This window comes from uncultured Xanthomarina sp., assembly GCF_963971605.1.
Taxonomy (GTDB): Bacteria; Bacteroidota; Bacteroidia; order Flavobacteriales; family Flavobacteriaceae; genus Xanthomarina; species Xanthomarina gelatinilytica.
This window is the reverse complement of the sequence record NZ_CAXATZ010000032.1, coordinates 1-21,728: the sequence shown is the minus strand read 5'-3', so window position 1 is coordinate 21,728 and position 21,728 is coordinate 1. Positions and strand designations below refer to the sequence as shown.

At 35.9% G+C, this 21,728-nt stretch carries 15 protein-coding genes; 8 read left to right on the top strand and 7 right to left on the bottom strand.

Translation table 11 applies throughout. From position 1 onward, the window contains the following. Positions 1 to 31: 31 nt before the first annotated feature. Positions 32 to 985, bottom strand: coding sequence for a tetratricopeptide repeat protein (locus AACY93_RS10955; RefSeq protein WP_286852688.1), 954 nt, complete (start codon positions 983 to 985; stop codon positions 32 to 34). 140 nt (positions 986 to 1,125) lie between these two features. Between AACY93_RS10955 and AACY93_RS10950 the strand changes: the two genes are divergently transcribed. Beyond that, on the top strand, positions 1,126 to 7,452 hold the full coding sequence (locus AACY93_RS10950; protein ID WP_286852689.1) for an alpha-2-macroglobulin family protein: 6,327 nt from the start codon (positions 1,126 to 1,128) through the stop codon (positions 7,450 to 7,452). Positions 7,453 to 7,521: 69 nt separating this feature from the next. On the opposite strand, the gene AACY93_RS10945 is transcribed toward AACY93_RS10950, so the two are convergent. From AACY93_RS10945 to AACY93_RS10925, 5 genes are all read right to left on the bottom strand, one after another. Continuing rightward, complete coding sequence (locus AACY93_RS10945; protein ID WP_286852690.1) at positions 7,522 to 8,247, bottom strand: SDR family oxidoreductase; 726 nt, start codon at positions 8,245 to 8,247, stop codon at positions 7,522 to 7,524. Positions 8,248 to 8,332: 85 nt separating this feature from the next. Continuing rightward, entirely contained in the window at positions 8,333 to 8,854 is a 522-nt protein-coding gene (locus tag AACY93_RS10940; RefSeq protein WP_286852691.1) for a DUF4136 domain-containing protein, read from the bottom strand. A gap of 42 nt (positions 8,855 to 8,896) precedes the next feature. Beyond that, complete coding sequence (locus AACY93_RS10935) at positions 8,897 to 9,610, bottom strand: ion transporter (protein WP_007650544.1); 714 nt, start codon at positions 9,608 to 9,610, stop codon at positions 8,897 to 8,899. Between the two features lie 6 nt (positions 9,611 to 9,616). Then, a complete protein-coding gene (gene obgE, locus AACY93_RS10930; protein WP_007650546.1) occupies positions 9,617 to 10,615 on the bottom strand; it encodes a GTPase ObgE in 999 nt (332 codons plus the stop codon). A 56-nt stretch (positions 10,616 to 10,671) separates the two neighbouring features. Then, a complete protein-coding gene (locus AACY93_RS10925; RefSeq protein ID WP_081602636.1) occupies positions 10,672 to 11,781 on the bottom strand; it encodes an adenylate kinase in 1,110 nt (369 codons plus the stop codon). Positions 11,782 to 11,909: 128 nt separating this feature from the next. Here AACY93_RS10925 and AACY93_RS10920 point away from each other — a divergent pair, with 128 nt between their 5' ends. The 5 genes from AACY93_RS10920 to AACY93_RS10900 all read left to right on the top strand — a co-directional run bounded on the left by AACY93_RS10920 (position 11,910) and on the right by AACY93_RS10900 (position 16,644). Then, entirely contained in the window at positions 11,910 to 13,064 is a 1,155-nt protein-coding gene (locus AACY93_RS10920) for a 5-(carboxyamino)imidazole ribonucleotide synthase (protein WP_286852692.1), read from the top strand. Between the two features lie 2 nt (positions 13,065 to 13,066). Next, on the top strand, positions 13,067 to 13,549 hold the full coding sequence (purE, locus tag AACY93_RS10915) for a 5-(carboxyamino)imidazole ribonucleotide mutase (RefSeq protein WP_286852693.1): 483 nt from the start codon (positions 13,067 to 13,069) through the stop codon (positions 13,547 to 13,549). Between the two features lie 199 nt (positions 13,550 to 13,748). After that, a complete protein-coding gene (locus AACY93_RS10910; RefSeq protein WP_286852694.1) occupies positions 13,749 to 15,785 on the top strand; it encodes a M3 family metallopeptidase in 2,037 nt (678 codons plus the stop codon). A 41-nt stretch (positions 15,786 to 15,826) separates the two neighbouring features. Beyond that, positions 15,827 to 16,378 (top strand): sigma-70 family RNA polymerase sigma factor, encoded by a 552-nt coding sequence (locus tag AACY93_RS10905; RefSeq protein WP_007650555.1) that lies wholly within the window; start codon positions 15,827 to 15,829, stop codon positions 16,376 to 16,378. 5 nt (positions 16,379 to 16,383) lie between these two features. Continuing rightward, a complete protein-coding gene (locus AACY93_RS10900) occupies positions 16,384 to 16,644 on the top strand; it encodes a hypothetical protein (protein ID WP_286852695.1) in 261 nt (86 codons plus the stop codon). Here AACY93_RS10900 and AACY93_RS10895 read toward each other — a convergent pair. Beyond that, complete coding sequence (locus AACY93_RS10895; protein WP_286852696.1) at positions 16,627 to 17,457, bottom strand: hypothetical protein; 831 nt, start codon at positions 17,455 to 17,457, stop codon at positions 16,627 to 16,629. The two genes, AACY93_RS10900 and AACY93_RS10895, sit on opposite strands and share 18 nt — an antisense overlap. Before the next feature lie 188 nt (positions 17,458 to 17,645). Between AACY93_RS10895 and gcvP the strand changes: the two genes are divergently transcribed. Then, a complete protein-coding gene (gene gcvP, locus AACY93_RS10890; protein WP_339611967.1) occupies positions 17,646 to 20,495 on the top strand; it encodes an aminomethyl-transferring glycine dehydrogenase in 2,850 nt (949 codons plus the stop codon). Positions 20,496 to 20,673: 178 nt separating this feature from the next. Beyond that, on the top strand, positions 20,674 to 21,728 hold a 1,055-nt coding region (locus AACY93_RS10885; protein ID WP_339611965.1), incomplete at its 3' end, for a ketoacyl-ACP synthase III.

Here is a 21,728-nt window from a genome sequence, read left to right as displayed (position 1 = left end):
ATCATTCTAATGAAATTGCACGACTAAAAAATCAAAGCTTCAAAATAGTATGACGTTCATCATGAAACACTTTAATCTCTGGAAGCTCCTTTAATGCTAAATCAATATATTTTAATGCCAAACTTTTGTTTTTTTGGTGTTTGTAAATCTGAGCCAATCTATAATTTGCCCAAGCAATTGGCACACCATCCTCTGGAGAATAATCTTTAATATAAGTTTTTAGACAAGCTTCCCCTTTGGTAAGTTGCATATTATATTCTGCAGAGACTTTTCCAAGTTGGTAGTGCAAAGCATTACGTTGTAGCCTTCCCTGTGCGGTTTCTATATTTTTAATGGCTTTTTCTGGCTGGTTTTGTTTTTCATAAAACTTGGTCAATTTATTATAACAGGTTATGGAGCCTCCAATAGTAATGGCTTTTTTATAATAGGATTCTGCAAGTTCTGGTTCATTGTCATATTCGTAAATATAGCCTTTGGCCAAATAACCATCCACTTTGGAAAGTTGTTCCAGTTCATTAGCATATTTTAAAGAAGTGTCTTTACTTCCTCCAACAATGGCAGGTAATTGCATATACAATTCCACCAAAGCCCAACGTGTTTCAATATGGTTCTTGTCTAATTTTGCAGCAGTTAAAAATGCTTCCTTTAAGTCGCCTAAATAGGTTAAGGCAGAAAGTTTGTTTACAGAAAGGGCTTTCATGCCTAAAGCGCCTCCATATTTATAATGAAAATTGGCTACCTCTGGTTTAAGCACAACCAACTTTTTGTACTGTTTTATGGCTTCATCCCACTTTTCCTGATAGCTGTAGGCATCTCCAAGGATTTCTATCGCTTTTAAATCGTTGGGATTATTTGCAACAAAAGGGCTTGCCAATTGTTCTGCTTTGGCATATTTTTTTTGCGCCAACAACAACTCCAAGGTTTGATGGGAAGTTTGTGAGAAACTCCATAAAGGCAACAAAAAAAGTACCAATAGCTTTTTCATATCTAAATCGTCGGAATAACAAAAGTAACCTTTCTCATTGACTTAAAAAATGCCTATTTTCACATAAGCAATTACAAATTTTGTTCCTCTTTGTTTTTTTGGAATAGCTTTTGATTTGCTACTGACATAAATTCTTACAAATGAAATACTACGCAACTATATTAATGCTGATATTATTCGCTCATTTTTCTGAAGCCCAAAATTCGGATTACAACAAACTTTGGAAACAAGTAGAGGCTTTTGAACGTGAGGAATTGCCCAAATCGGCTTTACAAATTGTAGAACAAATAGAAGCTTTGGCCATTAAGGACCAAAACCAAACACAGCAAATTAAAACCTTGCTCTTTAAAAGCAAGTTCGCCTTAATTTTAGAAGAAGACGCGCAGTTAAAGATTGTTAACAGTTTTAAAACTGCCATTTCCAACAAACCTGCACCTATAAAAAATGTGTTGGAAAACATGTTGGCAACCATTTATTGGCAATATTTCCAACAAAACAGATATAAGTTTTACAACAGAACCAAAGTGGCGGACAAAACCGTTGCAACCGATTTTAGAACTTGGGATTTACAAACCCTATTTAATGAAATCCAATGGCATTACCAACAGTCCTTAAAGAACAAAGAACTGCTACAACAGGAAGATTTAACAGACTATTCCAGTATTTTAAACGAACAAACAGATTCCAAACGCTACAGACCTACGCTATATGATTTGTTAGCCCATAACGCTCTGGAGTTTTACCAAACACACGAAAACAGCATTACAAAACCTGCTTATAAATTTGAAATTGATGATGAAACTTATTTAAGCGACTCCAAAACATTTTCAAAATTAGAGCTTCGCTCAAAAGATTCCACCTCTTTAGAATTGCAGGCATTGAAAATATATCAGGATTTAATTCAATTTCACTTAAAAAACAACCAGCTTGAAGCCTTGACAGACGTAAATATTTTACGCTACAATTTTGTAGAGCAGCATGCTACTTTTCAAAACAAAGACAGCTTATTTATAGAAGCCTACAAAACCGAAGCCGAACGCATAAAAACACATGAAGCTTCAGGATTATATCAATTTGAAATTGCTAACTTGTATTATCAACAAGGTCAGGAATATCAGTCAGGAACAAACGAAACCAATCGTTGGAAAATAAAGGATGCCGAACAACTTTGTAACAGTATTATCAAGCGATTTCCTAAAAGTCATGCTGCAGAAAAAAGCAACATCTTACTAGAACAGATCCATCAAGAATCTTTAAGTATTCTCTCTGAAAGCTACTTACCAATTCAACTAGATGCTAAAGTTTTAGTGACTTATAAAAATCTAAACACACTAGATTTTAATGTTTATAAGCTGTCAGAAAATCAGTTTAAAACCTTTAGCAAAACCTATAAACAAGAAGAGCAACTTAAATTTATTAATAAGTTGAAAGCAGATGCATCTTGGAAAAGTGAGCTAAAAAACGAATTGGATTTTCAGCAACATAGCACAGAAATCCTACTTCCTAAATTGGATAACGGTCGTTATTTAATTGTAGCGAAAACCAATAACAAACAGAACACTTTTGCTTTCAACACCTTTCAAGTTACCAATATAGCTGTGGTTGAAAAAACAGAGTTGGATAAGCAAGTCTATCAGTTTATAGATAGAACCAATGGAAAGCCCTTAAGCAATCTGGACATCCAGATAACCTATTATAAGAATTATAGAGATAATACAAACAATAAAAACTACACTACCAATGCTTTGGGTGAAATTGAACTTATTAAAGGTTCTAACACCTGGTCCAATATTCACATAGAAGCAAGTTGTTCTGATGAAAAGGCATTTTTTGGAGATTACTATTTAAATAGAAAATACGAAAGAAACACCTATAAAGAACATTACAAAGGTTTTATATTTACAGACCGAAGCATTTACAGACCTGGACAAATTGTTTATTTTAAAGGGATTGCTATTAAGATTGAAGATGGTAAATCTGAAGTGATTCCAAATGAATTGTTTTATCTAGAACTTTATGATACCAATAATGAATTAATTTCTGAATTAGAATTAAAATCCAATGAATTTGGTTCCGTTTCTGGTGAGTTTATGCTTCCTAATTCGGGTTTAAACGGAAATTATAGTATTGAATTCTATGGTGAGAAAAATGATGTGGATGTTAAACATTATTTTTCAGTTGAAGAATACAAACGCCCCAAGTTTGAAGCCCAATTTAAACCTGTAACGGAAACTTATAAAGTCAACGATTCCGTAACTGTAACAGGACAGGCTTTAGCTTATGCTGGAAGCAACATCACCAATGCCAAAGTGGTTTACAGAGTGCATAGAAAAGTACAATATCCGAGATGGTATTATTGGTACAGACCTGCTTTTATTAGCGAACCACAGGAAATAACCCATGGAGAAGCCATTACAAACAACAAAGGTGAATTTGAAATTACTTTTAAAGCCCTTCCTGATACAAGTGTCAACAAAGACAATCTGCCTGTTTTTAATTATGAAGTGACTGCAGATGTCACCGATTTAAATGGGGAAACACGTTCTGCAACAACCATAGTTAATGTTGGCTATCATGCGCTAATTGCAACGGTTTCTGTAGATGCTACCTTAGACAAATTGAAAAAGGAGCATACATTAAACATCGATACCAAAAACTTAAATGGTGAATTTGTTCCAGCACAAGGAACCATAAAAATCTATAAGCTTAAAGCTCCAGATTATGTCTTGCGTCCACGACCTTGGAAAGCTCCTGATTATCAGATGCTTTCAGAAACTGAATTTAATAATATGTTTCCTTATGAAGCCTATAAAGATGAAAACAACCCAAACAATTGGAAAAAAGGAGCCCTTGTTTTTGAAAAATCCTTCAATACCGAAAAATCCAAAGAAATAGAATTAGGAAACATTAAGAAATGGGAATCTGGACAATATGTTATTGAATTGGAAAGCAAAGATAGATTTGGTCAGGAAGTCAAAGACGAAACCAGGACCACCTTGTTTAGCGAGACCGACAAAACCCTTGCAGACAAGCAACTTTTCAGCATGAGTTCCAATAAAAAAGACTATCAAATTAACGATATTGTGGAACTTACTTTAGGGTCTTCGGCTGAAAATATATCAGTAACGGTTGAAATTGAAAAGAACAAACAAACTGTTAACACCTATATCATTCAACTAAACAATAACAAGAAAACCATAAGCATTCCTGTTAATAAAACAGATTTGGGCGGCTTTGCAGTACACTACAGTTTTGCCTATGCCAATAGTTTTGAATCTGGTACAACATCTATTTCAGTACCTTATCCTAAAACCGATTTAGAGATTGAAACCACCACTTTTAGAGATAAACTACAACCAGGACAGGACGAAACCTGGAGCTTTAAAATTAAAGGCCCCAAAGGCGAACAAGTATCTGCCGAATTATTAGCGAGCATGTACGATATGTCTTTGGACCAATTTAAACCTCATCTCTGGGATTTCAATCCCATTCATCTTCCAACTTATCGTTCGTATAACCACAAAAACGCAAGAGCCAGTTTTTATACTGATACGTTCAGGGTTCTTAATTTAAATAGATTTTACGCTTATTATCCTAAAAACAGCTATGATCAATTGGATTGGTTTGGGTTTAGCTTGACGAATACTTGGGTAAGACAACAATATTTAAGAAAAATTAGGACTCAAGCTTCCTATAATACTGCTTTAGAAAAAGGAAAAGTGGTTGGAACTATTGTAGATGAAAATGACCTGCCTTTACCTGGTGTCAATATCAATATTAAAGGAAGTAATGAAGGTACTCAAACCGATTTTGATGGTCAATTTTCTATTAAAGCAAAAACTGGTGACATACTGGTACTGACCTTTGTTGGATATATTAAAAAAGAATATGTTATTGGTGCCAACAACACTTTTACACTTTCTATGATTCCAGATGTCACTGCTATAGATGAAGTGGTTGTGACTGGTTTTGGAGTAAAAAAAGAGAAAAGTGCTATTGGTTATGCCTTTAGATCTGAAGAGGCTGAATTAGCTGCTTCAGACAATGAAGAAGAATTAAACGAAGAAGTTTCAGAGGCTACAATAAGTAACCCTAAAAAAGAAGACTTCACTCAAGTTACAATTCGTAAAAATCTTCAAGAAACGGCTTTTTTCTTTCCACAATTACAAACAGACGAAAAAGGCAACGTCAGTTTTAGCTTTACTACACCAGAAGCTTTAACCAAATGGAAATTGCAATTATTAGCACATACCAAAACATTGGAATCTGCTACAACCAGTTTAGAAACTGTAACACAAAAAGAACTGATGGTCATTCCAAATGCACCACGTTTCTTACGTCAAGGTGATGAAATTACCATTAGCACCAAAATTGCAAACCTGACTAAAAAAGAACTTTCAGGACAAGCCATTTTGCAACTTTTTGATGCAACAAATGGCAAAACCATTGATGCTGAACTAAACAATTCCTTAAACACAAAGGCCTTTACTGTTGATGAAAAAGGAAATACTGAAGTGTCATGGAGTTTATCCATTCCAAATAATGTAGATGCTGTTCAATACAAAATAATTGCTAAAGCAGGAGATTATAGCGATGGCGAACAAAATGCGCTTTCTGTGCTTTCCAACAGAATGATGGTTACGGAAACGTTACCTATGTGGATTCGTTCTAACCAAACCAAAACGTTTACTTTAGAGAAGTTAAAAAATAATACTTCAACAACTCTAAAGAATCACAAATTGACCTTGGAGATCACATCCAATCCGGCTTGGTATGCCGTTCAGGCTTTGCCTTATTTAATGGAATATCCTTACGAATGCAATGAACAAGTATTTAGCAGATATTATGCGAATTCCTTGGCTAGCCATATAGCGAATTCAAACCCTAGAATTCAAGAGGTTTTCAATCAATGGAGAAATACAGATGCGCTACTTTCTAATTTGGAAAAGAACCAGGAATTAAAATCCATTCTTATTGAAGAAACACCTTGGTTACGCGATGCTGAAAGTGAAACCGAACAAAAGAAACGCATTGCCTTATTATTCGATTTAAACAAAATGACAAGCGAATTACAGGCAAATATTCGCAAACTGGAACAAAACCAGATGCCAAATGGCTCTTGGGCTTGGTTTCAAGGTGGCAGACCCAATCGTTATATCACACAACATATTATTACAGGATTTGGACATTTAGATAAGCTACATGTCACGCTAAGCGCAGTCGAGACGTCTATGATTAAAAAAGCCATAAGCTATTTGGACAAAGAGTTTGTTGAAGAATACAAAAACATCACCAAATACAATGAAAAAGCAGATTTAACCAAAGATCATTTAAGCTACACACAATTGCATTATTTATACATGCGAAGTTTTTATCCAGAGGTTAAAAAATCGAAAGAAGTAGAAGACATAATTGCATATTACCAAACTCAAATTCAAAAATATTGGAAATCTCGCAACCTGTACTCGAAAGGTTTGATGGCTTTGGTGTCTCATAGATTTGAGGATGATGTAACAGCCTCAAAAATCTTAAAATCTTTAAAGGAAAATAGTATTACCAGTGACGAATTAGGCATGTATTGGAAAGAAAACACAAGTTCTTGGTATTGGTATCAAGCTCCTATAGAAACCCAGGCTTTGATGATTGAAGCTTTTTCTGAAATAGAAAATGACATTAAAACCATAGACAATCTAAAAATCTGGCTCTTAAAAAACAAACAGACCAATAGCTGGAAAACCACCAAAGCAACAACCGAAGCAGTTTATGCTATATTGCTTCAAGGTAGTGATTGGTTATCTGTAACTGAGATGGTTGATGTAGTTGTTGGTGGCAAAACTATAGAACCCTTCAATCCCGATAGCTATCGGGAGGAAGACGTGAAAGTTGAAGCTGGAACAGGTTATTATAAAACGTCTTGGACAGGTTCTGAAATTAAACCAGACATGGCAGAAGTTACCTTGACGAAAAAAGGCGAAGGCATTGCTTGGGGAGCTTTATACTGGCAATATTTTGAGGATTTAGATAAGATCACTTCAGCCGAAACACCCTTAACCCTTAAGAAAAAACTCTTCTTAAAAACCAACACCCATTTAGGCGAAGAAATTTCAGAAATAACCTCTGAAACTCAATTAAAAATTGGCGATTTAATTCGTGTACGAATAGAATTGACAAGCGATCGCGCTATGGAATTCCTTCATATGAAAGACATGAGGGCCAGTGGTTTAGAACCAATAAACGTCTTGTCTCAATACAAATGGCAAGATGGCTTGGGTTATTACGAAAGCACCAAAGATGCAAGTACCAACTTCTTTTTCGACTATTTACCAAAAGGCGTTTATGTATTTGAATACGATTTACGTGTTAGCAATGCTGGGAACATGAGCAATGGCATTACCACCATTCAAAGCATGTATGCGCCAGAATTTAGCAGTCATAGTGAAGGCGTTAGGATATCCATTGATAAATAAAAATGTTTTATAAAAAAAAGAGGCTTTTTTAAGCCTCTTTTTTTGTTTCATTTTAATAAAACCCTCAAATTATTTATTTGAAGGCATACTGGGTCTCACCTCAATTTTACTTGGTAAGGTTCTCGGGTTCATTTTCAACAAATCTACCACCAATTCACCAATGTCTTCAATTTGAATTTTCCAGGCATCGCTTTCGTCCGGTTCATTCCCATTAAAATGGGTAGATACCGATCCTGGCATAATGGTACTAACCTTGACACCATACTTTCTTAAATCCAACATCACAGCTTGTGTAAAGCCTGTAACACCAAACTTGCTGGCATTATAAGCTGAACCTCCTGCAAAAAAATTGGTTCCAGCCAAACTTGAAATGGTTATGTAATACCCTTTTGTTTCCTTTAAAGCAGAAACACTGGCTTTTATGGAATTAAAAACACCTGTTAAATTGGTATCAATGGTCTCATTCCATTGATCCTTGGTCAAATCCTCAATACTTCCAAAATGACCCAATCCTGCATTGGCAATTACAATATCCAATTTGCCAAACTCCTTCTTAACTTCATTTACGGCAGCTTCCTGACTTTCCAGACTTCTTACATCGGCTTCCAAACCAATAGCTTTTGCTGTGGTATTGGAGTCTTTATTCAATAACTCGGCAGCCTTCTTTGCAGCAGCTAAGCTCCTGCTGGTTATAGCTACATGAATACCTTGCTTAAGAAGCGATTGTGCAATTCCATAACCAATGCCTTTGGTGCCTCCAGTAATTAAAGCCACTTTATTTTGTAATGTTTCCATAATATATTTTTTAAATGAACCCAAAGTTACAAAACGAAAGAAAGCTTACGAATTTTAAACTGTTATGAAAATGATAAAATTAAATCTACTTACTTGGTGGAAAGCCTTCCAAGACCTTTTGGACTATTTGTTTGAATTTGGCTTCGCGCTCTTCTGGATAGTCTCTTGGAACATCGGTTTCACTACTGATGGCTTGCCAAAACAATTGATTGGTATTTGCATCTACAAAATCGAACTTGATCTGTCTGGACATATTGGCCTGACCCAAAGGAATCCCAACTGAAATACCACCACCAACGTTACCTCCTCCACCTCCAACGCCTACTCCTACAGACGAGTTGCTTTGCATTTCCTGATAGGTGGCACTTTCAATATTTATAATAAAATCGGAGTTTTCGGAAAGCAGCAATCCTTTTTGTGCCATGGCTTCATCTAAAGCGGCAAACAAACGTTTGGCATCCAATTCGCTTAATCCTGTATCCATGTTCCTAAAATAGCTATAAGATTTGTATTTGGAAAAATCGGTGTTTTTTTCGTAATCGTAATCAACTGTAACACCACAGGAAAGGCAGATGCATAGAAAAAATATTGAGGCTAACTTTTTCATTTTTGTTTTAAAGATAAGAAACCTCCTGAAAAGGATAACGAATTATTTTTCAGTTTCGTTGGAATCTACAGATTTTGTCAATGCAGAAGAAATAATTCCAGTTGGTATGGCAACAATCCCCAAACCAATCAATAAGATAATAAAAGTAAACACTTTCCCACCAACCGTTATAGGATACACATCGCCATAACCAACTGTTGTCAAGGTCACTATTGCCCACCACAAACTATCGAAAATAGAAGAAAAATGCTCTGGTTGGGCTGCGTTTTCAAAATAATAAATACCAACTGCTGCAAAATAAATTAAGATGAGAGTAACAAACAGAAAAAGAAGAATTTCTTCTTTGGATGATTTTATAGCATTTGTAAAGTGATTTATGGCACGATTGTATCGCACTAATTTAAAGATTCTGAAAAGCCTTAAAAAACGTAAGGCCCTTAACGAACGTAAATCAACACCAAAACTTAAGTAAAATGGTAAAATGGCAAGGAAATCTATAATTCCAAAAAAACTAAATATAAATTTTGGTTTGCTTTCAGCTACATAAATGCGCAATAGGTATTCCACTGAAAAAACAATGACACTAAACACTTCTATCGCATATAAAAGCGAACGGGTTTCTGGTTTTAAATCTGGAATGGTTTCCATAGTAAAGGTGACTATGGAAATTAAAATAAGTACTTGAATAAAAATAGCAAAGACCTTACTAGCCTTATTATCGTTTATTTCAACAATGTTTTTTATACGTTGTTTCATAAGGATTTACTCATTCAGCATCTTCCATAATTTATCTTTCAATTCGGTAAGACCTTGTTGTGCAACCGATGAAATGAACATGTATTCCACAGGAAGCGTTTTGTCCAATTCTGCTTTAAGTTCCGCTTTTAATTCGTTGTCCAACATATCACTTTTAGAAATGGCTATAAAGCGATCTTTATCTAGTATTTCGGGATTGTATCGTTTCAGCTCATCCAACAGAATATCGTATTGCTCTCTAATATCTTTTGCGTCTGCAGGAATTAAGAACAATAGAACAGAGTTGCGTTCAATGTGTCTTAAAAAATAATGTCCAAGTCCTTTTCCTTCGGCTGCTCCTTCTATAATTCCAGGAATATCTGCCATCACAAACGTTTTAAAATCGCGATATTCCACAATTCCTAAATTAGGTTTCAAGGTAGTAAACTCATAATCTGCTATTTTAGGTTTTGCTGCACTCACTACAGAGAGCAAAGTGGATTTTCCTGCATTTGGAAAGCCAACCAATCCAACATCAGCCAGAACTTTAAGTTCCAGGATGATATCCAATTCTTCGCCAGGTATTCCAGGTTGTGCGTATCTTGGTGTTTGATTGGTAGATGTTTTAAAATGCCAATTGCCACGTCCTCCCATGCCTCCTTTGGCAATTATTTTTTCTTCACCATCTTGGGTAATCTCAAAAATAACATCGTTGGTTTCCCTATCGCGAACTAACGTTCCCAGTGGTACATCCATGTACACATCTTCTCCATCTGCACCTGTACTTCTACTTTTCCCTCCATGTTCGCCATGTCCAGCCTTAAAGTGTCTTTTAAATTTGTAGGTGTACAAGGTCCAAAGATTGGAATTCCCTCGAATAATCACATGACCACCACGTCCACCATCGCCACCATCTGGACCTCCTTTTTCAATAAATTTCTCACGATGTAAATGTGCAGAACCTTTGCCTCCATTTCCGGAAGACACATGCAGTTTTACGTAATCAACGAAATTTCCTTCAGTCATAATTGAGTTTAAATTTTATATAGTTTAAAGCTTAAAGTTTAAACCCTATTGGAGGTTTATAATGTATCTATTACAGCACTTAAGCGCTTGGTAATATCTTCGATACTACCTACTCCATTCACACCAAAATATTTATTTTGAGCCGAATAATAATCTTTTAAAACGGCTGTTTTATCGTAGTATTCCTTAATTCGGTTTCTTATAATGCCTTCGTCTGCATCGTCTGCACGACCACTGGTTTTACCTCTTTCCAACAAACGCTCCACCAAAATTTCATCTGGAACTTCAAGAGCCACCATAGCGTTGATTTGAGAGTCCTTACTGTCCATTAATTTGTCCAGAGCTTCAGCTTGGGCGTTGGTACGTGGAAACCCATCAAAGATAAAGCCTTTAGCATCGGCATTTTTTTCAACTTCAGCATTTAACATGTCAATGGTTACTTGATCTGGAACCAACTCTCCTTTATCCATATAGGATTTGGCCACCATCCCTAAAGCTGTTTCGTTTTTAATGTTAAAACGAAACACATCGCCTGTTGAGATATGAATTAAATTATATTTTTCCTTTAAGAAATTAGCCTGAGTTCCTTTTCCTGCGCCTGGAGGGCCAAATAGCACCAAATTAGTCATGTGTTGTGTTGTTTTTAATTGATATATTTCAGGCAGATCCCTACCCAAACCATTGTAGTCCAATCCATAGCCTACAATAAATTTATCGGGTATTTCAACGCCTACGTAGTGTAATTTAAAATCTTTTTTATAAGCTGTTGGCTTGTGAAACAACGTAGCGATAAGAAGCTGCTTGACATGTTCGTTTTTAAATATTCTGTGCACTTCTTCAAGTGTATTCCCAGAATCAATAATGTCTTCCAAGATAACAACTGTTCTGCCACTTAAGTCTTGTGTTAAACCAATCAACCTTTGAATGTCTTCGGTAGATTTCACGCCTTCATAAGACGCCAATTTAATAAAAGTAACCTCACAAGGTTTAGGATATTTTTTAACAAAATCGCTTACAAACATAAACGAGCCGTTTAAGATACCTATAAACACTGGTACTTCGTCTTTTAAATCGTTTGCTATCTCTATGGCCATTCGCTGTACGGTTTGTTGTATTTCTTCTTCAGAAATAAATGGCCTAAATTGTAAATCGTGAAGCTTTACCACTTGTTTTATTTTTTTTAGAAATGCAAAGGTAATCATTTGATTAACGTTTTGCGAATTCTAATTTAGATTGTTTGGGATTTAGTTTTTTCAAAGGCAATTGATTTGTACTTTTGTGCAAAATGAAATCCATGAATTTTTTCTCTTCAACTTTTAAACTTGGTATTTTAGGTGGTGGCCAATTAGGTAAAATGTTACTGTACGATACCAGAAAATTCGATATTTACACCACTGTTTTGGACGCTAGCGAAGAAGCGCCTTGTAAATTGGCATGTAATGAATTTCATTTAGGAAATTTAATGGACTACGACGCTGTTTACAACTTTGGAAAACAGGTAGATGTCCTTACTTTTGAAATTGAAAACGTAAACACTAAAGCCTTGGAGGCTTTGGAAAAAGAAGGTGTTAAGGTATATCCTACCTCTAAAACACTTCGTATCATTCAAAACAAAGCCACACAAAAATTGTTTTATAGGGACCACAATATCCCAACTGCCAATTTCTCCAGATTTGCCTATGCTTCGGAAATTTTAGATGCTGTACACAATGGTGGATTAACGTTTCCCTTTGTTTGGAAAAGTGCCCAGTTTGGATACGATGGAAATGGTGTAAAAATAATTAGAACCGAAGCCGATTTGAAAGGCTTGCCAAATGTGGAATGTATTGCTGAAGACATGGTGCCTTTTAAAAATGAATTGGCTGTAATAGTTGCTAGAAACCCAGAAGGAGAAGTAGCAACATATCCTGTGGTTGAAATGGAATTCCATCCAGAAGCCAATCAGGTTGAATATGTGATTTGCCCTGCAAGAATTGACGAACAGGTTGCTAAACAGGCTACAGAAGTGGCTTTAAAAGTCTCCAAAGCTTTTAACCATATTGGACTGTTGGCTGTAGAAATGTTTCAAACCCAAGACGATGCAATTTTGGTTAATGAAGTGGCTCCCAGACCACATAACTCTGGACATCATACCATTGAATCCAGTTATACATCACAATTTGAACAACACCTGAGAGCCATATTAAATCTACCCTTAGGAAAAACCGACAGTCAAGTTGGTGGCATTATGGTAAATTTGGTTGGTGCCGAAGGGCATACTGGAAATGTGGTTTATCAGCATATTGAAGACATCATGAAACTGCCTGGAGTAACACCACATATTTATGGTAAAAAACAAACCAGGCCTTTTAGGAAAATGGGACATGTGACCATAGTGAACAAAGATTTAAACACAGCAAGACATATTGCAGAACAAGTAAAAAATACCATTAAAGTTATAAGCGAATAATTATGAGCAAAGTAGGAGTTATTATGGGAAGCAAAAGCGACCTACCGGTTATGCAAGAAGCCATAGACATTTTAAAAGGTTTTGATATAGAAGTTGACGTGGATATTGTATCTGCACACAGAACACCGGAAAAATTGTTCGATTATGGCAAACATGCACATACACGAGGTTTTTCAGTTATTATTGCAGGTGCTGGAGGCGCAGCACATTTACCAGGTATGATAGCCTCTCTTTCTCCCCTTCCTGTAATTGGAGTTCCAGTAAAAAGCAGTAATTCCATAGATGGTTGGGACTCTGTTTTATCTATTCTGCAAATGCCTGGAGGTGTTCCTGTAGCAACTGTGGCTCTAAATGGTGCCAAGAATGCAGGTATTTTAGCAGCCCAAATTATTGGGAGTTCCAATCCTTCTGTTTTAGATAAAATTGTTCATTATAAAGAAGGCTTAAAAGCAAAAGTTATAGAGTCTTCCAAAGACTTAAAATAAAAAACCTCGACTTTTGGTCGAGGTTTTAAACGCTATTAATCAATTATTTTAAAGAGTCACCTAAAACTCTCATGAAAAATCTGATGCAAAAGTAGCATTTAAAATCATATAAATTCATAATAAAAAGTTAATAATCAGAAAACCAGCGTCTTAGTAAGAAAAGTAAGACACTCATTTTTCGAAAAGAATCCTCTTAAAAATGAATATTCTAAATAAACCATTTGACACACAGTTTCATACAGCTCCTTTTTCAAAAATTAAGAACGAGCACTTTTTACCTGCTTTTAAAAAAGCCATAGAAAAAGCCAAAAAAGAAATTGAGGATATTACCAATAATCCGGAAACACCAAGTTTTAAAAATACGGTTGAAGCTTTGGATTTCTCTGGCGAAGAATTGGATAGGATTTCGAGTATTTTTTTTAATTTGAATTCAGCCGAAACCAACGACGAAATTCAAAAAATTGCCCAAGAGGTTTCCCCTTTATTGTCTGAATTCAGTAACGACATTACATTAAACGAAAAGTTGTTTAAACGCATAAAAACCGTATACCAGGCTCAAAACTCGTTAAACTTAACAACCGAGCAAAAAACCCTTTTGGATAAAAAATACAAAAGTTTCTCTAGAAATGGGGCCAACTTATCAGAAGACAAAAAACAACAACTTAGAAACATAGACAAAGAATTAAGCAAACTGAAACTCAAGTTTGGCGAAAATGTATTGGCCGAAACCAATAAGTTTGAAATGCTCTTGACCAAAGAAGAGGAAGTGGCAGGTTTACCAGAAGGTGCCAAGGAAGCTGCACAGCAATTGGCAGAATCAAAAGGCAAAAAAGGCTGGTTAATTACATTGCATTACCCAAGCTACATACCCTTTATGACCTACGCAAACAATCGGGAATTGCGAAAAAAATTGGCCATTGCCTCTGGAGCCAAAGCATTTCATAACGATGCCTTGGACAACCAGGAAAATGTATTGAAAATTGTTAAACTTCGCCATGAAAGGGCCAATTTATTGGGTTATAAAACCCATGCGCATTTTGTTCTTGAAGAACGCATGGCTAAAACCCCAGAAAAAGTAGAAACGTTTTTAAATGAATTGTTGGAAAAAGCCAAACCTGCCGCATTAAAAGAATTCACAGAGCTTGAGTCTTTTGCAAAAGAACTGGATGGCATAGACCAATTACAAAAATGGGATGGTGCTTATTATGCTGAAAAATTAAAACAAAAACGATTTGATTTGGACGATGAAAAACTAAAACCCTATTTTAAACTTGAAAACGTAATTCAAGGGGTTTTTACAATTTCAGAAAGGCTATATGGTTTGCATTTTGAAGAAATTTCCACTATCGATAAATATCATCAAGATGTTTTAACATACAAGGTTACAAACGATAAAGGCGACTTGGTTTCCATTTTTTATGCCGATTTTTTCCCAAGACCAGGCAAAAGAAATGGGGCTTGGATGACATCTTACAAACCTCAATATGTTAAAAACGGCGAAAACTCCCGACCACATATTTCCATTGTTTGTAATTTTACAAAACCTACAAAAAGCAAACCTTCCTTATTAACATTTAATGAGGTCACCACGTTATTTCACGAATTTGGACATGCTTTACATGGCATGTTGGCCAATACCACTTACCCAAGTTTATCAGGAACCAGTGTATTTTGGGATTTTGTGGAACTGCCAAGTCAGGTATTGGAAAATTGGTGTTACGAAAAAGAAGCCTTAGAATTATTTGCCACACATTATGAAACTGGAGAGGTAATTCCTATGGATTTAATTGAAAAAATAAAAGCCTCTTCAACCTTTCATGAAGGGATGCAAACCTTGCGTCAGCTAAGCTTTGGCCTATTGGATATGAGTTGGCATGGTGTCGAATCGCCAGAAACAATAAAAAGCGTTAAAGAGCATGAACTAAAAGCTTTTGAAAACACAAAACTATACCCAGATGTTGCAGAAAACTGCATGAGCACCTCATTTTCTCACATTTTCCAAGGAGGATACAGTTCTGGTTATTACAGTTACAAATGGGCTGAAGTTTTAGATGCAGATGCTTTTGAGTTTTTTAAAGAAAAAGGCATTTTCAATAAAGATGTAGCAACAAAATTTAAAGAACACGTTTTGTCACAAGGTGGAACCGAAGACCCAATGATCCTTTACAAACGTTTTAGAGGACACGAACCTCAACCCGATGCTTTACTAAAGCGGGCAGGTTTGATAGAAAAGTAATTTATTTACCCTATTTTTGATAAAATTGCTGTAAAAGAAACATGCCAAAACACACTATAAATCCAAATCAATGGATTGATCTGTATTCCGATTACCTTTTCAATTTTACCATTTCGCGTGTAAACGATAGGGAAAAAGCGAAAGATTTGGTGCAGGATACGTTTTTTGCCGGCTTAAAATCCATGAAGAATTTTAAGGGTGAAGCCAGTGAACGCACATGGCTCATTTCTATTTTAAAACGAAAAATCATAGACCATTACCGAAAAATAAACTCCAATAAAGGCAAGGCTGAAGTACGTGTGGAATTCAACACAGAAGATGACGAAGGAAGTTGGCTGGAAAAAAGAGTGGCAGATACAGATTATAGAACTGCCGAAGACGAAATTGTAAACAACGAACTAGGTGACGCCATTTATGATTGCCTGAGCAAATTACCGGAAAAACAAGCCACTGTTTTTAGAATGAAAACCATAGAAGGTTTAGAAACCGAAACTATTTGTAATGATTTAAACATCACTGCGTCTAATCTGTGGGTCATAATTCACAGAGCAAGAACATCCATGGCAGCATGTATGGAAAAAAATTGGTTTTAACAACAATGAAACACAAATCCTTTTTATTTATATCGTGCGACGAAGCAAAACATATTTGCGATAAAGCACAATATCACGAAGCCACTTCTTGGGAAACCTTCAAGTTAAAACTTCGTTATGTATGGTGTAGGATAACCAGAGCCTATGTAAACAAAAACATTAAGTTAACAGAAACCATTGAAAAAGCGAATGTTTCTTGCTTAAATCAATCTGAAAAACAAGTGTTACGGAAAAACCTTCAAAACGAGTTAAAAAACCAACAATAACAACAACCAAACCAAGGGAATACCTTCTACCCAAAACGAGCTGTAATACCTGCCTTGATTTCTATTTGCAAAAATCAAAAACATCAAAGTAACAAACATGGTTATCAACATACTAACAGTGTGTTCCACATTCAATTGAGGTTTTAAGAATTCCAAAAGAAAAAACAACATAAGCAATAAAACACCAACCATTTTAGTGTTTTTTATGCCTATTTGCTGTGGGATGGTTGCCAGTTTTAAACTATCATAATTTAAATCCCTAATCTCAAAGGGAAACATCAACACAGTGACAAATACAAATCTTTGAAAGCCAGTAACAACAACATTCGTATCCAAAGGCACATGATTGTTCAGTATGGGCAAAACCACTGTCACGCCTGCCCAAACCAGAGCAATAATATACACTTTTAAACCACTTACATTTCTTAAATTTTTATGCTTGTCGTACAAGATTTTATTGGGCAAAAAGGGAATGGCATATAAAAAAGTAACAACACCAAAACCCAATAACACAACAAGTGAAATCAGTTCCAGTTTTAAAGCAAAGTAACACATGCCAATAAAACACATCAAGGAAAACACCTGTATCAATTTTAGCCAATTGGTTAAACTTCTATGGTGAAATCTTGCCAAACCAAAATATTTCACAAAATTATATCCAGTTATGGAAGAAAAAAATATAAAGTAAAGTACGGCTCCATCATATGGAATACCAAATTCCAAAAGCGTGACCCAAGACAAGGCAAAAACAGCCAAAGCCACATGAATACTACTATCTATATAAAAATTGAATATTTGTTTTAACAAAGCCATAAAACAAAAGTACACAAAGTGTTAATAACCTTTTTAATTGGTTAAAAACTTTAGTTTTCATTAACAAAATAACGTGAATTATTACGTAATTTTGCGCTTGAAAAAATGACTGTCATTTATTAAAATAATGAAGTCGCATTAAAACGGTATTTTCCAGGAAACTGGAAACCTAACACAACTAAATTTTAATGAACACAACTAATTTCGCAAACCGTCACATTGGTCCAAGGGAAGAGGATCAAAACCAGATGTTAAAAACCATTGGTGTAGACACTTTAGACCAGCTTATTTACGAAACGCTTCCTGATGGCATTAAATTAAAAAAGCCTTTAAATTTAGATGAGCCAATGAGCGAGTATGAATACTTAACACATATTCACGAGCTTTCTAAACTAAACAAAACCTACAAAACCTATATTGGTCTTGGGTATCATCCAACCATTTTGCCTCCTGTTATTCAACGAAATATTCTAGAAAACCCAGGATGGTATACAGCTTACACACCTTATCAGGCTGAAATTGCCCAAGGTCGTCTAGAAGCGCTATTAAACTTCCAAACCATGGTAACGGACCTAACAGGAATGGAACTTGCCAACGCTTCCCTTTTAGACGAAAGCACAGCTGCAGCAGAAGCCATGAGCTTGTTGTTTGCAGTTAGGGAACGTGACCAGAAAAAAAACAATGTCAACAAGTTTTTTGTTACTGAAAACATTTTGCCACAAACCTTGTCGTTGTTGCAAACAAGAGCCAATCCAATAGGAATAGAATTGGTTGTGGGAAATGAAGATACATTCGATTTTTCAACCGATTATTTTGGAGCTATTTTGCAATATCCTGGAAAAAACGGACAGGTAACCGATATTAAGAATTTTATTGAAAAAGCCAACGCCTCGCAAATTAAAGTAGCGGTTTCTGCAGACATTTTAAGTTTGGTCATGTTGGAGGCTCCTGGGAAATTTGGCGCAGATGTAGTTGTAGGGACCACTCAACGTTTTGGTATCCCAATGGGTTATGGTGGACCACACGCTGCTTTTTTTGCCACAAAAGAAGCTTATAAAAGAGATATTCCTGGTCGTATAATTGGCGTTACCAAAGATGTCAATGGCAATAGAGCGTTACGTATGGCATTACAAACCAGGGAACAACACATCAAGCGAGACAAAGCAACTTCCAATATTTGTACAGCTCAAGTATTGTTGGCTGTAATGGCTGGAATGTATGCTGTATATCATGGCCCAAAAGGCTTGACATTTATTGCAAATAAAGTACACAACACAGCAGTAGCCATTTCCAATAACATCGAGAAATTAGGTTATAAACAAAACAACACTTCGTTTTTTGATACGCTAAGTATAACTGCAGAGGCTTCAAAAATTAAATCGATTGCAGAAAAGCATCAGGTGAATTTCTTTTATCCAGATGCCAATACGGTGACACTTTCCATTAATGAAACCACAAATTTAAAAGATGCCAATGACATTGTGGCCATTTTTGCTGAAGCAGCTGGAAAAGATACCATAGCAATAACAACACTTGAAACATCCAATTTTATCCCAGAAAGTCTTCAAAGAACCTCAGACTTCTTAAGTTTGGACATTTTCAATTCCCATCATTCAGAAACCGAATTGATGCGTTATATTAAAATGCTAGAACGCAAAGACCTATCCTTAAATCATTCCATGATTTCTTTAGGTTCTTGTACCATGAAATTGAATGCAGCAGCTGAAATGTTGCCATTAAGTTCTCCAAATTGGGGAAGTGTTCACCCTTTTGTTCCTGTAGAACAAGCCCAAGGGTATCAAACCGTTTTAAAAGAACTAGAAGACCAATTAACGGAAATCACTGGATTTGCAGCAACTTCTTTGCAGCCAAATTCTGGGGCACAAGGTGAATACGCTGGATTGATGGTTATTAAAGCGTATCATGAATCCCGAGGAGACCATCATAGAAACATCTGTTTAATTCCTTCGTCTGCTCATGGAACCAATCCAGCAAGTGCTGTAATGGCTGGCATGAAAGTGGTTGTTACTAAATCGACTGAAAAAGGAAATATTGATGTTGAAGATTTACGTGAAAAAGCCGAATTACACAAAGACAACCTGTCTTGTATCATGGTTACTTATCCATCAACTCATGGTGTGTACGAATCTGCCATTAAGGAAATCACACAGATAATTCACGAAAATGGTGGCCAAGTTTATATGGATGGAGCCAACATGAATGCCCAAGTAGGCCTAACAAATCCTGGAAATATTGGAGCTGATGTTTGTCATTTAAACTTACACAAAACCTTTGCCATTCCTCATGGAGGAGGCGGTCCTGGAGTTGGTCCAATTTGTGTTGCAAAACAATTGGTGCCATTTTTACCTGGAAACCCTATTATTAAAACTGGAGGAGACCAAGCCATATCAGCTATTTCTGCTGCTCCATTTGGTTCAGCATTGGTTTGCTTGATCTCCTACGCTTACATAAAAATGTTAGGTGCCGAAGGGTTGACACAAGCCACAAAAATTGCCATTTTAAATGCCAATTACATCAAACATCGCTTACAAGGACAGTTTGACACCTTGTATTCAGGCGAATGTGGTCGTGCAGCACATGAAATGATAGTGGATTGTAGACCTTTTAAAGCCCATGGTATAGAAGTTAGTGACATTGCCAAACGTTTAATGGATTATGGATTCCATGCACCAACGGTTTCGTTTCCAGTAGCTGGAACCTTAATGATAGAACCTACGGAAAGTGAAAGCAAAGCTGAAATGGATCGTTTCTGTGATGCCATGATATCCATTAAAAAAGAAATTGATTTGGCTTCAAAAGACGATGAAAACAATGTCTTGAAAAATGCACCACATACTTTAGAGATGATCACATCTTCTAACTGGTCCATGCCTTACTCTAGGGAAACTGCAGCATTTCCGTTAGACTATATACGTGAAAACAAGTTCTGGCCAAGTGTTAGACGTGTGGACGATGCCTATGGAGACAGAAACCTAATTTGTACCTGTGCTCCAATAGAGGAATATATGGACGCCTAATTTATAGACACACATAATTTAAAAGCCCTCAAAATGAGGGCTTTTTTTTGCATAACATTCAATATAAACTTCATTTATTGAGAATTTAGCAAATATTACCTAATAATTTTGAAATGAATATGCTAGCAATAATTTTATGATTAATTTAGCAAAAGCCTAACACATTAATAGCAAAACCATGGCAACAAAAATAACAGGCACTGGAAGCTATATTCCAAATACCATAGAAAGGAACGAGGATTTTCATCAGCATGAATTTCTAAATCAAGATGGCTCTTCTATAAAACAACAAAACGAAGTGATTATAGAAAAGTTCAAAGCCATTACTGGAATTGGTGAAAGACGCTATGTTGAAAACCACTTAAACACTTCGGACATTGCATTTTTTGCTGCTCAAAAGGCCATAGAAAATTCACAGGTTAACCAAGAGGAATTGGATTATATTATTGTTGGCCATAATTATGGCGATGTAAAACACAATACCGAACAGAGTGATACGGTTCCCAGTATCGCTTCTAGGGTAAAACATCTTCTTGGCATCAAAAACCCTAAATGTGTGGCTTACGACATATTATTTGGATGTCCTGGATGGAATGAAGGTGTTTTACAAGCCAATGCATTTATTAAAGCTGGAATTGCAAAAAAATGCCTAGTCATTGGAGCTGAAACCTTATCAAGGGTTGTAGATAAACACGATAGGGACTCTATGATATATAGTGATGGAGCTGGAGCTGCCATTATTGAGGAAACATCTGAAACAGGAGGAATTATTGCGCATCAAAGTGCGACCTATGCTCTAGATGAAGCTCATTTTATTTATTTTGGGGAAACAAACAATCCTGCCATTACAGACCAACGTAGATATATAAAAATGTATGGCCGGAAAATATATGAATTCGCCCTAAACAATGTGCCACCAGCCATGAAATCCTGTTTGGATAAAAGTGGTTACAACATTGGTGATTTAAAGAAAATACTCATCCATCAAGCCAACGAAAAAATGGATGAAGCCATTGTACAACGTTTCTATAAACTGTACAATATGGATATGCCAAAAGACATTATGCCAATGACCATCAACAAATTAGGGAATTCCAGTGTTGCAACGGTTCCTACCCTATACGATTTGATTTTGAATGGTAAACTGGATGGACACACCATCAATAAAGGCGATTTAATTATGTTTGCCAGTGTTGGTGCAGGCATGAATATTAATGCTATTGTATATAAATG